The sequence below is a fragment of the Streptomyces sp. NPDC093568 genome (assembly GCF_044764945.1).
Classification (GTDB): Bacteria; Actinomycetota; Actinomycetes; order Streptomycetales; family Streptomycetaceae; genus Streptomyces.
The window spans coordinates 2,133,342-2,147,705 of sequence record NZ_JBIWJD010000001.1 but is presented as its reverse complement, the minus strand read 5'-3'; the positions used below and the strand labels follow the sequence as shown (position 1 = coordinate 2,147,705).

General features: G+C 71.6%; 15 protein-coding genes. 6 read left to right on the top strand and 9 right to left on the bottom strand.

The genetic code is table 11. The annotated features are described in order from the left end of the window. Window positions 1-163: 163 nt before the first annotated feature. Window positions 164-1,369 (bottom strand): PucR family transcriptional regulator, encoded by a 1,206-nt coding sequence (locus ACIRD7_RS08520; protein WP_403451323.1) that lies wholly within the window; start codon window positions 1,367-1,369, stop codon window positions 164-166. Between the two features lie 279 nt (window positions 1,370-1,648). Here ACIRD7_RS08520 and ACIRD7_RS08515 point away from each other — a divergent pair, with 279 nt between their 5' ends. The 4 genes from ACIRD7_RS08515 to ACIRD7_RS08500 all read left to right on the top strand — a co-directional run bounded on the left by ACIRD7_RS08515 (window position 1,649) and on the right by ACIRD7_RS08500 (window position 5,387). Continuing rightward, window positions 1,649-2,524 carry a DUF4394 domain-containing protein gene (locus ACIRD7_RS08515; protein WP_403451321.1) on the top strand — a complete coding sequence of 292 codons (876 nt, stop codon included), beginning with the start codon at window positions 1,649-1,651 and terminating at the stop codon, window positions 2,522-2,524. A gap of 161 nt (window positions 2,525-2,685) precedes the next feature. After that, window positions 2,686-3,708, top strand: a complete 1,023-nt coding sequence (locus tag ACIRD7_RS08510) for a zinc-binding dehydrogenase (protein ID WP_403451319.1) — start codon at window positions 2,686-2,688, stop codon at window positions 3,706-3,708. Between the two features lie 96 nt (window positions 3,709-3,804). Then, window positions 3,805-4,779, top strand: a complete 975-nt coding sequence (locus tag ACIRD7_RS08505) for an amidohydrolase family protein (protein WP_403451318.1) — start codon at window positions 3,805-3,807, stop codon at window positions 4,777-4,779. A gap of 119 nt (window positions 4,780-4,898) precedes the next feature. Continuing rightward, on the top strand, window positions 4,899-5,387 hold the full coding sequence (locus ACIRD7_RS08500; RefSeq protein WP_403451316.1) for a MarR family winged helix-turn-helix transcriptional regulator: 489 nt from the start codon (window positions 4,899-4,901) through the stop codon (window positions 5,385-5,387). Here ACIRD7_RS08500 and ACIRD7_RS08495 read toward each other — a convergent pair. From ACIRD7_RS08495 to ACIRD7_RS08470, 6 genes are all read right to left on the bottom strand, one after another. Further along, complete coding sequence (locus tag ACIRD7_RS08495; RefSeq protein WP_403451315.1) at window positions 5,374-7,101, bottom strand: PP2C family protein-serine/threonine phosphatase; 1,728 nt, start codon at window positions 7,099-7,101, stop codon at window positions 5,374-5,376. The genes ACIRD7_RS08500 and ACIRD7_RS08495 overlap by 14 nt on opposite strands. Then, on the bottom strand, window positions 7,098-8,159 hold the full coding sequence (locus ACIRD7_RS08490; protein ID WP_403451313.1) for a SpoIIE family protein phosphatase: 1,062 nt from the start codon (window positions 8,157-8,159) through the stop codon (window positions 7,098-7,100). Before ACIRD7_RS08490 ends, ACIRD7_RS08495 begins: the two co-directional genes overlap by 4 nt. Then, window positions 8,159-8,602, bottom strand: a complete 444-nt coding sequence (locus ACIRD7_RS08485) for an anti-sigma regulatory factor (protein ID WP_403451311.1) — start codon at window positions 8,600-8,602, stop codon at window positions 8,159-8,161. The genes ACIRD7_RS08490 and ACIRD7_RS08485 overlap by 1 nt, the downstream gene beginning before the upstream one ends. Next, complete coding sequence (locus ACIRD7_RS08480; RefSeq protein WP_403451309.1) at window positions 8,599-9,021, bottom strand: STAS domain-containing protein; 423 nt, start codon at window positions 9,019-9,021, stop codon at window positions 8,599-8,601. The genes ACIRD7_RS08485 and ACIRD7_RS08480 overlap by 4 nt, the downstream gene beginning before the upstream one ends. Beyond that, window positions 9,018-9,917 (bottom strand): STAS domain-containing protein, encoded by a 900-nt coding sequence (locus ACIRD7_RS08475; protein WP_403451307.1) that lies wholly within the window; start codon window positions 9,915-9,917, stop codon window positions 9,018-9,020. Before ACIRD7_RS08475 ends, ACIRD7_RS08480 begins: the two co-directional genes overlap by 4 nt. A gap of 63 nt (window positions 9,918-9,980) precedes the next feature. Then, a complete protein-coding gene (locus tag ACIRD7_RS08470; protein WP_403451305.1) occupies window positions 9,981-11,153 on the bottom strand; it encodes a PP2C family protein-serine/threonine phosphatase in 1,173 nt (390 codons plus the stop codon). A gap of 200 nt (window positions 11,154-11,353) precedes the next feature. Between ACIRD7_RS08470 and ACIRD7_RS08465 the strand changes: the two genes are divergently transcribed. Continuing rightward, window positions 11,354-11,788, top strand: coding sequence for a MarR family winged helix-turn-helix transcriptional regulator (locus tag ACIRD7_RS08465; protein ID WP_403451303.1), 435 nt, complete (start codon window positions 11,354-11,356; stop codon window positions 11,786-11,788). Between the two features lie 221 nt (window positions 11,789-12,009). On the opposite strand, the gene ACIRD7_RS08460 is transcribed toward ACIRD7_RS08465, so the two are convergent. Continuing rightward, complete coding sequence (locus ACIRD7_RS08460) at window positions 12,010-12,408, bottom strand: STAS domain-containing protein (RefSeq protein WP_403451301.1); 399 nt, start codon at window positions 12,406-12,408, stop codon at window positions 12,010-12,012. Between the two features lie 328 nt (window positions 12,409-12,736). On the opposite strand from ACIRD7_RS08460, the gene ACIRD7_RS08455 reads away from it, so the two are divergent. Beyond that, window positions 12,737-13,201, top strand: coding sequence for an ATP-binding protein (locus tag ACIRD7_RS08455; protein ID WP_403451299.1), 465 nt, complete (start codon window positions 12,737-12,739; stop codon window positions 13,199-13,201). 79 nt (window positions 13,202-13,280) lie between these two features. Here the strand turns inward: ACIRD7_RS08455 and ACIRD7_RS08450 are convergent, their stop codons facing one another. Beyond that, window positions 13,281-14,156 (bottom strand): RNA polymerase sigma factor SigF, encoded by an 876-nt coding sequence (locus ACIRD7_RS08450; protein WP_403451298.1) that lies wholly within the window; start codon window positions 14,154-14,156, stop codon window positions 13,281-13,283. Between the last annotated feature and the right edge of the window lie 208 nt (window positions 14,157-14,364).

The following is a 14,364-nucleotide window of genomic DNA, read 5'->3' as shown; positions in this document are numbered from 1 at the left end:
CCACGCGCGATGGATGTAGGCGTTGCGGTCCTGTCCCTCGTACCACTGTGCGCTGCGCAGTCTCGTCATGGGCCCTCTTCCGGCAGTCGGTCGGGGATCTACAGTCTGGAGCGCCGTGACTCCCCCGGATAGGGCCAGAGGCTTCTCCCGTCGTGTGCGGCTGTCAGACCCACGCGCCCGACAGCCGCCGTGTCACGACGGTGCTGAGTGTGCGTATGCCGTGTGTGGAGCCGGGTTCGATGCCGGTGAGTTCGGCGACCCGGCGCAGGCGGTAGTCCAGGGTGCGTGGGTGGACGTTGAGGGACGCCGCCGCCGCGCCGCGGTTCATGTCGTGGCGGTAGTAGGCGTCGAGCGTGGTCACGAGGTCCGGGCCGGTTTCGAGGCTCCGGGCCACCGTGTGGAGCCAGGCGTCGACGAACGGCACGTCCGCGACCGCGAGTTCGACGAAGACGTCCGCCATGGTGTGCGGCCGCGGTCGGCGGGACGGCTTCCCGAGCGGGGCCGACTTGCTGATCCGGCGGGCCCGTTCGAGGGCTTCGGGCAGTTCGGCGAGTGGCGTGGTGGCGGTGCCGGCGGCGCAGGGGCGGCCGAGTGCCTCGGCGAAGTCCCCGACGAGGGCTGCTACGGCGTCGGGTGCGGAGGGCAGCCGTATCGCCTCGTCGGCACAGGGAACGACGGCGATCAGCTCACCGCCTCGCGTGCCGCGCTCCGGGCACCAGACGGCCGGCACCCGATGTGTCTTCACCAGTGATTCGACCTCGATCTCCAGGTCACGGTCGCCCGGGGGGCGGTCCGGCACGCGGATCACCGTCACGGCGCAGAATTCGGGGAGTTCCAGGTCGAGGGCGGCGGCGAGGTCCGCGGCCATGGGGTCGCCGGTCAGCAGGGATCTGGCGAGCAGGGCGACCTGTTCGAGGTACGGCAGCCGGCGGCGCAGCACCGTCACGAACCCCTGGCGGTAGGCGACGATGCCGCGGTCGCCCTGCGGGGCGAACCAGGTCATCACCCGCATGAGTTCCTCGACCTCGCCGCCGCGCAGGCTCTCGGCCGCCTCGTGGATGTCGCGCAGCATGAGCGTGGTGTGCAGCCGCAGCACCTGCTGTCGCGAATCCGAGGACATTCCGGCACCGGCCCGCACCTCGCCGATCGCCGCGATGTAGCGAAGGTCGTCATCGGTCAGCTCGCTGTTGTCCGGAGACAGTTCGATCGTGCGGCGCCGCAGCCACACCGAGTATTCCATCGTCTCGGCCTTGGCCGTTGGCTTGGTTTCCCACGAACGGAACTCCGGAATCTCGGTCATATACGCATCGACCTCCCGGCGGGCGTTGGTCGGCGCCTGCCGGGCCAGTTCGGCGAAGAGGCTCCCCATGGGCGTGAGCCTGCCATCGCAGGTGAGCGGGTCGACAGACGAAATCCGGACGCGGTTTGTCACTTCGCGTGAATCGACGCCCTTTGCCTCGCCCGCGCATTTGTCACAGTGCGCAAAGTTCCCGGACCGAGGCGGAGTTATCCCTCGATCCGGTTGTGGAGCTGCGGTGAAGGCGGCTAAATAGTGGTCGTCAGCATGCCGAAATTCGCATTCGCAGAGATTCACATAGCGTGTGCAATTTCCCTGGATGGCATTCGATCGAACGGGAGGGGAACACCGATGAAAGCAGGAATCAGAAAGAGACTCGCGGCTGCTGCCGCGGTCCTGTCCGTCTCCGCGGCCCTGCTGGTGAGCGCGCCCGGCACCGGCTCGGCCGCCGCCACCGCCACGCCCAGCCTGCGGGCCTTCGGGATCACCGGCGACGGCACCCTGATGGCCACCTTCACCACCGACCGGCCGAACGTGCTCGACTGGGTCCGGGTCATCACCGGCCTGAGCGGCGACACCAAGCTGCTCGCGATCGACCACCGGGTCCAGAACGGTCTGATGTACGGCCTCGGCGAGAAGGGCGGCATCTACACGATCAAGACCCCGCCGCAGACCTCCGACGTGGTGGTCACCAAGGTCTCCCAGCTCAAGGTCGCGCTGTACGGCACCAACTTCGGCTTCGACTTCAACCCGGCGGCCGACCGGCTCCGAGTGGTCAGCGACAACGGGCAGAACCTGCGGCACAACCTCAATGACCACACCACCGTCGAGGACACCACGCTCACCACCCCGCCGCTCACCGGGCCGACCCGGGGCGTCACCGCGTCCGGCTACACGAACAACGACCTCGTCGCCGCCACCGGTACGCTCCTGTACGGCATCGACACCACGACGGACAGCCTCGTCCTGCAGGCCCCGGCCAACAACGGGACCCTGACGACGGTCGGTTCCCTCGGCTTCGACGCGCAGCCCAACGCGGGCCTGGACGTCTTCAGCTACCTGACCGGCGGCAAGACGACGTCGGTCGCCGCGTTCGCCTCGCTCACCCCGTACGGCGCGAGCAACCCGACGCTCTACAGCGTCAACCTCGTCACCGGCGAGCCGACGCCGATCCTTCAGTTCCCGCTGAACATCACGTCCCTGGCGATCACCCTCACGGGGAGCTGACCGTCACCGGCGCGAAACGGCGGCCCGCCGGACAGCCGCGTCCCCGGCGGGCCGCACGTTCCGTTCTCCCGGGTCCACTGGCCGAACCCCACTCGTGATGCGACCCTGACACTCCGAGGCGGCATCGGCCCGTCACCACCCCGCTCGGGAGGCCCCGCCCCATGCGCGCGTTCGTGCTGACCGGCCCCGGTACCTACGAGGTCCAGGACGTCCCGGAGCCGGTGGCGGCGCCCGGTGAGGTCGTCGTCGACGTCGAGCGGGTCGGTGTGTGCGGGACCGACATGGAGTTCTACACCGGTCACATGGCCTATCTGCACCAGGGACACTCCAGCTATCCGATGCGCCTCGGGCACGAATGGGCCGGGCGGGTGGCGGCGGTCGGCGAGGGCGTCGACGCGGGGTGGATCGGCCGCCGGGTCATGGGGGACACGATGCTCGGCTGCGGCAGTTGCCGCCGCTGTCTGCGGGACCGTCAGCATGTGTGCGAGAAGCGGCAGGAGGTCGGCATCCGGGGTGGGCGGGCTGGCGCGCTGGCGGAGCGACTCGCGGTACCGGCGGCCTCGTTGCACGCCCTGCCCGACTCGGTCGACGCCGCACTGGGAGCGCTCGTCGAACCCGGCGGCAACGCTCTGCGCGCTGCGCGGGCGGCCGCACCGCGTGCCGGGGACCGGGTGCTCGTGCTGGGGCCCGGGACCATCGGGCTCCTCGTCGCGATTTTCCTGCGGGCGGCCGGCGCGGAGGTCCACCTGCTGGACCGCCCGGGCAGCTCCCCCGCGTTCGCCCACACCCTGGGCTTCGAGCACGTATGGGACGAGCAGACCCTTCCGGAACTCCCCTTCGACGCCGTCGTGGACGCCTCGAACGCCGCCCATCTGCCGCCTCGCGCACTGGAGTTGGTCGAACCGGCCGGCCGTCTCGTGTACATCGGGCTGGCCGCCGAGCCGGGCGCCATCGACACCCGCCGCCTCGTTCTGAAGGACATCACCGCGGTGGGCGTCCTGTCCGCCTCCCCTGGCCTGGACGCCACCATCAGCGCGTACGCGTCCGGCACCGTCGACCCCAGGCCGCTCGTCGCGGCCACCGTGTCCCTGGACGAGGTCGGGCCGGTATTGGCGGGCGGGCGGCCCAAGGGCGCCGGGCCCGGCCCCAAGATCCACGTGGACCCTCGTCCGGCGACAGCCTGAGCCACTCCGATGGAACGAAGCCGAATGCCCGGATAAGGTCGATTGGTACCGCTGTCGCAGGCTGCGGTACGGGGCACCGAGGAGGCTGGAGCGGGTATGGCAGACCTCGCAGGCACGGACCCCCGTCGCATCGACGTCCACCAGCACGTGATCCCACCGGCCCGCGCCCGCGCGATGACCGGCCGTGCCGCGGCCGTCGGCTGGCCCGCTCCCTCCTGGGACGAGCGCGGCGCGATCGAAATGATGGACCGGCGGGCGATCGCCACCGGGATGCTGTCGTACGCCGCCCCGCTCGCCGGCCCGGACGATCCCGCCGCGGCGCGCGAGACGGCCCGGAGCGTCAACGAGTACACCGCCGAGCTCGTCAAGAACCGTCCGGACCGGTTCGGCCACTTCGCCGCCCTCCCGCTGCCCGACGTGGACGACGCTCTCGCCGAGGCGGCCCACGCCCTGGACGAACTGGGGGCGGACGGCGTCGTCGTCCTGTCCAACGCGCACGGCCGCTATCTCGGCGACCCGGCGTTCGAACCGCTGTGGGCCGAACTCGACGCCCGCCGCGCCGTCGTCCTCGTCCACCCCACCGCCCCTCCGGGCACCCCCATCCCGCAAGTGCCGCTTCCGCTGGCGGACTTCCCCTACGACACGACCCGCGCCGCGCTGCACATGACCATGCGGGGTGTGCCGCGCCGGTACCCCCGGATGAAGGTGATCCTCCCGCACGCCGGCGGCTTCCTGCCGTACGCCGCGCACCGCTTCGCCCTCGCCGCGCGCCTGCCCGACGGCGAACGGAGCACCACTCCCGAGGACTTCCTCGCCGACCTGCGGCGCTTCTACTTCGACACCGCCATCTCCACCGGAGCCTCGACCCTGCCCTCGCTGCTCGCCTTCGCCGAGCCCGGGCACCTTCTGTACGGCAGCGACTTCCCGATGCTGCCCGAGGAGTGGGGCACCGACTTCGACACCGCGCTGGACGGCTCGCCGCACTGGGACGCCGGGCGCCTGCATGCCGTCAACCGGGGCAACGCCGAACTCCTCTTCCCGCGCCTGGCGGACGGCGACCGGCCCGGATGACCTCTCCGGAGCATCGTCTGCGATGCCCCCGTGTACTCTGCACCGCTTCGGGTAGGCCCTTGCTCTGACCGACGAAACCCAGGCCGCAGTCCACGGCGAGACTCAAAGGGTGACGGACCATGCGCCGCGAACAGGATCCCCAGGTCCCCTCGCACCTGGTCGGCGAGCAGGTCGTCGACATCGTGGAGGACCTGGTGGGGCTGTGGTTCTCGGCCGTCGAGGAGGTCCGTCCGCGCCTGCCCCCGCGTCAGATACGCGCCCTGCGGGCCGTACGCCGGCGGCCGGCGCTCAATCTCACCGGCCTGGCCGAGCACCTGCGGGTCGGGCTGCCCACCGCCAGCCGGCTCTGCGACCGGCTCGAAGCCGCCGGACTGCTCCGGCGCGGCGTGCGGCCCGACGACCGGCGCGAGGTGAGCCTGGAGGTGACGGACGCGGGGCGTGTGTTCCTGGCCGACATCACGGAGCTGCTGTCGCTGCGGCTGGCGACCGCCCTCGACGAGGCTCCGCCGACGGGGCGCGCCCGGCTGGAACAAACTCTGCACGTCTTCGACGACGAGGCGCCTGCCGACGCGACGGAGCCGGATACGGAAGCCTTCACCGAGCGCTGACCGCCCCGCTGTGCACATGGCACAGCAACAGGCATACGTCGTCGTCGTGTTCGGAGTCTTCCAGGAGCGGGTGCAGCAGCCGGTCCGCCGACACCTCAAGGTTCTGGTCGAGTTCGGCCGGGCCGAAGCCGCCCAGCTCATCGGCGAGCCGCTGGATGCCGGGGTCGATGCCATGGGCGCGGCGCTCCACCAGCCCGTCGGTGTACAGCGCCAGCGTCGAGCCGGGCGGCAGCGGCACCGTGTGGTCGGCGATCTCCTGTCTCAGCGGGATGCCCAGCATGGCGCCCGGCTTGTCGTCGAGGGTGCGCACCTGACCGTCGGGGGTGCGCAGCACCGGTGGTGGATGGCCGGCTGCGGCCCAGGTCAGCGTGGGCTCGTGCGGGTGGAAGCGGGCGATGACCGCGGTGGCGTAGAGGTCGAGGCGCAGGCGGTGCAGGAACAGGTGCAGGCGGGTCAGGAGCTGGCCGGGGCTGCTGCCGTCGACGGCGTAGGCGCGCAGGGCGGTGCGCAGCTGGCTCATCATGACCGCGGCGTGCAGCCCGTGCCCGGTGACGTCGCCGACGACGGTGATCAGGCTGCCGTCGGGCTGGCGGAAGGCGTCGTACCAGTCACCGCCGATGTTCAGACCCCGGGTGGCCGGCAGGTAACGCGCGGCCAGGCTCAGGCCCGGTGTCGTGGGCAGGTCGGTGAGCAGGGCGCGTTGCAGGGTCTCGGCGATGTCCCGGTTGTGCTCGAAGCGCCGGGCGTTCTCCAGGGCGATGCTGGCCCGTCGGGTCAGCTCGATCAGCATGACGGTGTCGTCGGCGTCCCAGCGCTCGTCGGGCGCCCACAGGGTGAGCACACCCTGCGGTGCCCAGCGGGTGAGCAGGGGGATGCACAGCAGGGGCCGGCCGGGGTCGAGGGCCGAGGGCGGCTGGTCGTCGACGCCGGGCAGCCGGCCGGGGTGGTCGGCTGCGTACTGGGGTCTGCCGCGGCGGGCCGCGAGGACGGCGGCGGCCGGATGGGGGCCGCTGCGCAGTGCGGCGTCCACGTCGTCGAACAGCCATACGTCGACGGAGTGGGCGTAGCGCGGCACGAGCAGGGCGGGCAGCAGTCCCACGATGGCCTCGTGGTTCAGGGACGCCGTCAGGGCCGCGCTGGCGTCGGCGAGGAAGGTCAGCCGGCCGCGGGCGTTCTCGGCCTCCTGGCGGGCCTTCTGTTCGGCGTCGAAGAGTTCGCGCTGGGCCCGGCCGGCGGCGTCGAGTTCGGCGTGGAGCGCCAGCACGCCCTGGTTGGTCTGGTGGAGCTCCTCGCGGTGGAAGGCGACCAGTGCCTCCTGTTCGTCCAGCCGCTCCAGCAGCAGGGCCGCGTCCTCGTCCGCGCCGAACAGGGCCTCGGCCAGGGCGTCCGGGTCGTCGGCCGCAGGCTCGGCACCGGAGAGGCCGAAACCCTCGGCGCAGGGCACCGACGCCTGCCAGGGGGGCCGCGGGTCGTCCGGGCGGCGTTGGGCCGAGGTGACCTCGACGCGGAAGTCGCCGCCGGGGGCCGGGGGGACCACGACGCCGACCCGCCATTCGCCTCCCTTGGTGAGGCACTGCCGTAGCTGTGCGGTCAGGGCGGCCGCCAGGCGCGTGCGCTCGACGGTGCTCACCCCGCTCGCGGCGGCCAGCCGTGCCGTGCCGATGCGGGCCTGCGCGGCGTCGGTGATGTTACGGACGTGCCAGGTGCGGTTCATGGATTGCGGTCCGAGGTACAGGGGCTGAGGACGACGACGGCGGTGTCGTCGCGTACCGGTCGGGCGGAGCTGCTGGCGTCCCGCACGATCGAGGCGGCGGTCACAGCGGGGTCGAGGGAGGAGTGGGCGTCGACGGCCGGGCCGGGGCTCCATCGGCTCGGCAGGCCGTCGCTGTGCAGGACCAGGAGGCAATCGTCGGTCCAGGCCTCCTGGTGCCGGGGCAGGTGCGCGGGGAAGTGGGAGCCGATGATGCCGGGGTGGGAGACCAGCCCCTGCCAGCTGTCCCCGCGGCGCAGCCGGACGCCCACGTTGCCCACTCCGGCGAAGGACAACTTCCTCGCGCCGAGGTCGAGTTGGGCCACGGCCACGGCGGCGCCCCGGGTGTCGCGCAGGGCGCCGTGCAGGCGCCGCAGCAGCTCGGGCGGGGGCAGATGGGGCGCCTGGCGCAGTGCCTCCACCGCGGCGGTGGAGGCGCGGGCCGCTTGGGGGCCGTGGCCGAGGCCGTCGGCCAGCAGCACGGTCACGCGCTCCGAGGCCCTGACGCACGCCCACGCGTCGCCGGAGAACTCCCCGCCCGCCAGAGGGATGTTGACGCCGCCCGCACGCACGGGAAGCGAGCCGGCAGGCTTGTGGCCGGTGCGGGCGCCTATCCTCGCCATGACGATCGTGCCGCGGCCGGGCACGCTGTGCAGGCCGAAGTCGTCGGCCGTGCGCAGGCAGGTGCCGAGGCCGGCGCCGAGGGAGGCGGTGGTCGAGTAGCCGTCGCGCATGGCCGCGCCGGTGTCGGCCATGCCGGGACCGTGGTCGACGGCCAGGATCTGCAGGAGCGGCGCCCGCTCGTCGGCGTAGGCCGGGACCGCCGGGCCCACGAGGTCGAGCAGTATCCGTCCGCCGCCGGCGTGCTTCAGCAGGTTCGTGGCGAGTTCGGTGGCCACGAGCTCGGCGGCGGCGACGCGGCTCTCGGGCAGCCGGGCGTGGTCGGCGGCCTCCCGGGCCGCGACGCGGACGTCGCGGACCCGGGTCGAGTCGTGCACCGGCACCTCCCAGACGCGCGGCATCAGAGCGCCTCGCGCGGGCGGGGCGGCCCGGAGATCCAGGAGGTCACCGTCACCGTGGTGCCGACACCTCGGCGGCTGTCGATGGAGAACTCGTGGACCAGGCGCCGGGCGCCGCCCAGACCCATCCCGAGACCGTCGCCGGAGGTGAACCCGTCGGACAGGGCCTGGTCCAGATCCGCGATGCCGGGCCCCTCGTCGCTGAAGACGAGGCGCAGTCCCCGTCGCCCACCGCTGGTCACCTCGGCGCACTCCATGCGGCCCCCGCCGCCGTGCACGAGGGCGTTGCGCGCCAGCTCGCTGGCCGCGGTGACGAGTTTGGTCTGTTCGACCAGACCGAACCCGAGCTGCGCGGTCATCTGCCGCACATGCTGCCGCGCCCGCACCAGATCGAGGTCCGAGTGGATCGGCAGGCAGGCGGAGACGCTGCCGGTCTTGTGGGTCACTGGAGCTCCCGGCGTGCACGGCCGTCGCGGGGCAGGGCGGACACTTCGGCGCCGAGCAGGTGCATGGCCTCCTCGGTGCTCAGCGCGGTGCGCAGCCCGGGCAGGGTCAGCCCGAGTTCCACCAGCGTGATGGCGACCGCGGGGCGCATGCCCGCCACCACGGTCTGCGCGGCGAGCAGCCGGGTCATGGCCGCGACGTCGCTGAGGACGCGGCCCATGAAGGAGTCGACGATCTCGACGCCGGAGACGTCGATGACCACCCCGGTGACCGTGCTGTCGGAGACGGTCTCGCCGATGTCCTGCCGGAGCTGCTCGGCCGTGCTGTCGTACAGGTCCCCTTGGAGGGTGACGAGGAGGACTCCGCCGAGCCGCAGAACGGGCACATGCCCTTCGTACGGGAAGGTGGCGGCGCTCGTCACTGGGGCTCCGCGGCCGGCGCGGCTTGCGGGACGATGTGCGCGCCCTGCTGCTGCAGCGCGTAGCCCAGGGCGTCCGCGAGGCTGGCGCGGGTGAGCACCGAGCTCAGGTCGATGCCGAGGTGGACGATGGTCTGCGCGATGGCCGGCCGGATACCGGAGACTATGCACTCCGCCCCCATCAGCCGAGCCGCTGCCACGGTCTTCATCAGATGCTGCGCCACCAGGGAGTCAACCGTGGGTACCCCGGTGATGTCCAGGATCGCGAAGCGGGCGTGCTGTTCGACGACGGCGTCCAGGAGCGTCTCCATGACCACCTGGCTGCGGGCGCTGTCGAGCGTGCCGATCAGCGGTACGGCGACGATACCTTCCCACAGTTTGATGACGGGGGTGGCGATCTCGAGCAGTTCGAGCCGCTGGCGGTTGATGAGTTCCTGGCCGGCGATCGACGTCGTCTCCAGCATGACCAGGCGCAGCGTGCCCATGAGCACGGTCAGCGCCGTCACGCACTCCCGCTGGTGCTCGGCGGGCGCCTCGGCGAGTTCGTCCAGCAAGAGGTCGGTGACGGGCGGGCGCAGGGCGTCCATCTCGGCCGAGATCTGTCCGACGGTGGCGCCGGCCCGGGTCCGGGACTGGGCCGTACGGGCCAACTGCTCGCGTACGACCATGAATCCGTCGGCGTCGGAGTCCTCCAGGCGCTGCGCGGCGGCCACGGCGGCGAGCGCCTCGGCGACGGCGCGGCCGGCTTCCACGGCCTCGTCCCGGGAGACGGTGAACACGGTGCGGAACACCGCCGCGTCGGCCCAGCGCTGGGCGATCTGCTCCCGGCGCCGCCGCAGGAATTCCGCGACCACCTCCGCCGGGCCGGACCGGTCCTTGTCCGATTGCTGCTCCGGCACTTGTTTCCCTCCTCCTACGTGGTGCGCCGCCCCCAGCCGTCGGGGCGGCGCCGGATGGTGCGGTCAGGACGCCTGGGGCGGCCCGAACCAGTCGAGGCACACGACGAGCGCGTCGTCCTCGGCCACCGGTGTGCCTCGGTGACCCGACAGTTCTCTCAGGACGGCCCGGGGGACCTCGGCGGCCGGCAGCAGGCTGGTGGACACCAGGGCGCGGGCCAGGGCGCGCTCACCGTAGCGTTCGCCGCCCGGCGCCACCACGGCGTGCACCCCGTCGCTGGCGAAGAGGAGCCGGTCGCCGGGCTCGAGGTCGATCTCGTGGGAGACGTAGTCCGTCTCCTCGAACATGCCGAGCGGAAGCTGCGCCTCCAGGTCGACGACGGCGGCGTGCCGGCCGCGCAGCCGCAGCATCTGCGGGGAGCCCGCGTCGACGATCCGCAGCCGGCCCGTGCGCAGGTCGAGGTCGATCAGGAGGACGGAGAGATAGGCGTCGCCGCGGTACTGGGCGAAGACGGCCTGGTCGGCGAGGGCGGCCTGGTCCTCGATGGACAGGCCGGCACGCCGTGCGTTGCGCAGCGCGTTGATGCCCAGGTTGGTCAGCAGGGAGGCCTCGATGCCCTCCCCCATGCCGTTGGTGATGTAGAGCATCAGGCCGTCGGCGCTGGCCGACCAGTCGAAGTTGTCGCCGAAGATGGCGTAGGCGGGCTCCAGTTGGGCGCCGAGCGCGTACTCGGGGCGGGTGCAGGACCGGCCGGGCAGGAGCTGCCACTGCATCTCGGCCGCGAGCGTGAGCCGGTCGGTGCGGCGCGCCCGGACGTAGAGGTCGGTGTCCCGGTCGGCGACGATCACCTCGTGCCCGAGCACCTGCGCCACCTCGGCCAGTTCGTCGCGGCACTCCTCGGCACGGTCCGCCGACGGCATCGTGACCGCCAGGACGCCGAGCCGGTCGCCGCGCACCGTCACCGGCAGGTACAGGCACACCCGGCCGTCGGTCAGCTTCTCGACGAACGGTTCCTGGGATCCGAAGGCCCGTCCGGCGGGGCCGGCGTGCGCCGGGACGGACTGGGGCGTGCCCGGTGCCGGCAGGACGGGCTGGAGCGTGGCGAGGCCGTAGTCGGCCAGGAAGAGCTGGACGCTCAACGCCTCGTACTCGTCGCACAGTACTTCACGGACCGCGTCCACCAGCCGGTGCGGGGCCGCGGCGCGAAGCGCCCGCTCGGCTGCCACGAATCTGTTCACGATGTTGGATACGCCATTCCTGTCACAGTGACGGCGTCGGACCCGCGCTGCCGCGGACGCCATCCGTCGGTCCTTCGTCTCGATATCTAGTGTTCTGCACGTATTGCCTGAACCGGTGAGCTGACAGTGCCCGTGAAGCCTGAAAGAGTGGGAGCGTGACTTCCTCCTACTCGCAACCGCGTCCGGACGAGGTGGCGCGTGTGACCTCCGAGGCCGCCGAGTTGCTGGAGGTCCTGTGGGGCCGCGCTTCGACCGCCCCGGTGTCCGCCTCCCAGATCCGTGTGCTCTTCATCCTGGAGCACAGCGACGGCATCAACCTGCGCATGCTCGCCGAGGCCCTCGGCTCCACACCGCCGTCGACCAGCCGGCTGTGCGACCGGCTCCAGGCGGTGGGCTTCGTGGAACGGGCGCCCAGCACCTCCAGCCGCCGCGAACTGCGTCTGCACCTGAGCCGTCGCGGGCGGTCGTTCCTGGCGGAGCTGCGCGCCCGCCGCGAGGCCGCCCTGCAGTCCGTACTGGAGCAGATGCCCGCCTCGAAGCGGACCGCACTGCTGGAGGGTCTGGAGGCGTTCTGCGCCGCGGCCTCCGCGGAGATCCATGAGGGCGACGAGACCTCCGACGTCAGGAGTGCGTGAATCGCGCCCCCGCCCCGGTGCGTGGCCGGGACGGGGCTGTGTGCGCGTCGCCGCCCGGCGACGCGGGCTGCCGCGGTCGATGCTGACCGGCACGTTCCACACCCCTCCCCGCGCTTGACCCGCTCACTCTGTTGCCTCATGACCATAGTTGTCAAACGGCAACTGTTGCCGCTGCGGGCGCGGGGCGGCGATCGACGAACTGCCTCTTGGCCAGGCTGCCTTCACTCCTCCGCTCGGGCGAGCGGCTCCTGGCCCGGCCCGGAATCCGCCACGGCGAGGGCCTCCTCGACGCTGTGCACGATCGGCACGGTGATGCTGACGCCCGTGAGATCCATGATCCGGCGCACGGCCGGTGTCGGGGAGATCACGTACACACCCCCGGGAATCTCCCGTACCTCCTGGTAGGCCCGCAGGACGATGTTCATGCCGGACGAATCCATGAAGGGCACGCCCGCGATGTCGAGCAGGAAGTGCCGGCGGCCGTGATGGAGCTGGTTGGCGAGGTGGTGCTGCAGCTCGGTGGCCGTATCCATGTCCAGGTCGCCCTCGACCCGCAGCAGCACGGCGTCCTCACGGGGCACTTCCACCTTGATCGACAGGGGATTCTGGGCAACGGACACAAGTACCTCCACAGACGTTGGCGATCGTGACGGGTGCCCCGACGGACGCATTCAATGCGTCGTGGAACGAAGAAATCCGCGACGGGTCCGTCGATGCGTTCGGCCGTCTACCCCTGAATTCCCGCAGCACACAGAGCTGGTGCGAGGCGCCGGCATGTGGTCACCCTTCTGGCTGTTTTTGCCCGCGTCGGCCCGAACGGCGGTTTGGCGGCCGGTCGACTGGTCACGCGAATGAGAGAGAAAGCACACACGTTGTGAGGGAGGGACGGGACCTTGCCCGGACCCCTCCTCCGCGTCAGGGGAGCGACCTGTGTCAGGGAGCGAAAGGATGATCGAGAAGCACCGGACCGGCGCCGCCTCGGATTCGACGGTCCGAGCGGGCGGCGCACCGCGCACTCCGGCCGAGGCGCGCGGAGCCGTGCGGCGGGTCCTGTCCGAGCAGTCGCGGGTACGGGGCTGCCAGTGTCCCGCTGAGACGCTCTCGGACGCGCTGCTGGTGGCGTCGGAGCTGACGACCAACGCGATGCTGCACGGCGGCGGCATCACCGGCTTCGACGTGGAGGTCGTGGGCCGGAACCTGTACGTGTCCGTCAGCGACCGGGAGCGGCGACGGCCGGTCGCCCTGGACCCGGTCGACCGGCACGGACGGCATCGCTGCGGAGGCCGCGGCTGGCCGATCGTCTGCCGGCTGTCGCGCAGCGTGCGGGTGGCCGATCTCCCGGCCGGCGGCAAACGCGTCACCGCGGTCATCGCCCTGCCGGCGGAGAGCCGGCGTCCGGTCGGCAGACACTGACCCCGGACCCGGATCGGCCGGGTGGCCCGAGGCCACCCGGCCGATACCGCCGAGGACGTGGATCCGCGCAGCAGGGGGGTCAGGCCACCCCGGGCTCCAGCAGTCCGGCACGCAGCTGCTTGATGATGCGGCTGATGAGCCGCGAGACATGCATCTGGGAGACACCGATCCGCTCGGCGATCTGCGCCTGGGTGAGCTCCTCGACGAACCGCAGATGGATGATCCGGCGCTCACGCTCGTCCAGCCCCGCGATCAGGGGCGCCAACGAGTGGAAGTCCTCGACCAGTTCCAGGGACGGATCCTCCTCGCCGAGCAGGTCGGCGAGCACGGACTCGCCGTTCTCGGCGTCACCCGTGACGGCCGCGTCGAGGGAGGCGGACTGGTAGCAGTTGGAGGCCTTGCGGGCCTCGATCACCTCTTCCTCCGACAGCGACATCAGCTCCGAGAGCTCGCGCGTGGTCGGCGTGCGGCCCAGCCGGGAGCTGAGCTCCTCGGTCGCCTTGGCCAGCTCCACCCGCGCCTCCTGCAGCCGGCGCGGCACATGCACCGCCCAGCTCGTGTCGCGGAAGAAGCGCTTGATCTCGCCGACGATGTACGGCACGGCGAACGTCGTGAACTCCACCTCCCGGGACACCTCGAACCGGTCGATGGCCTTGATGAGCCCGATGGTCCCGACCTGGACGATGTCCTCCAGGGAGTCCCCACGGGCGCGGAAGCGCGACGCCGCGTACCGCACGAGCGACAGGTTCATCTCGATCAAGGTGTTGCGCACGTACTGGAACTCGTGCGTGCCCTCCTCAAGGGTGACCAGCCGGTCGAAGAACTGCCGCGACAACTCGCGTGCGTCCTGGGGCCTCACTCTCGTCGGGTCCTCGATCAGCGGCAGCGCCGCCCCGTCCGTCGTGACCGTCTCCTCTGCCGTGGCCGTTGCCTGCGCCACCGTCACGGCTGCCATGCCGCCCTCCCCAATCGCCGGAACCCGTTGCCTCCCCCCGTGTGCCCGAGTTCGCGCCGCTCACTCCTCCCCATTGCGGAAATCACACAATGGTGCCCGTCTCTGGCGTGAAGTCGCCTCCCTCCGCGCCCGGTTCCGCCGCCGGCGGTCCGTAACGGCCCTGGCCCGTTCCTGGTCTTCCGTCACCTCATTCTGCATCCGGGGTCGT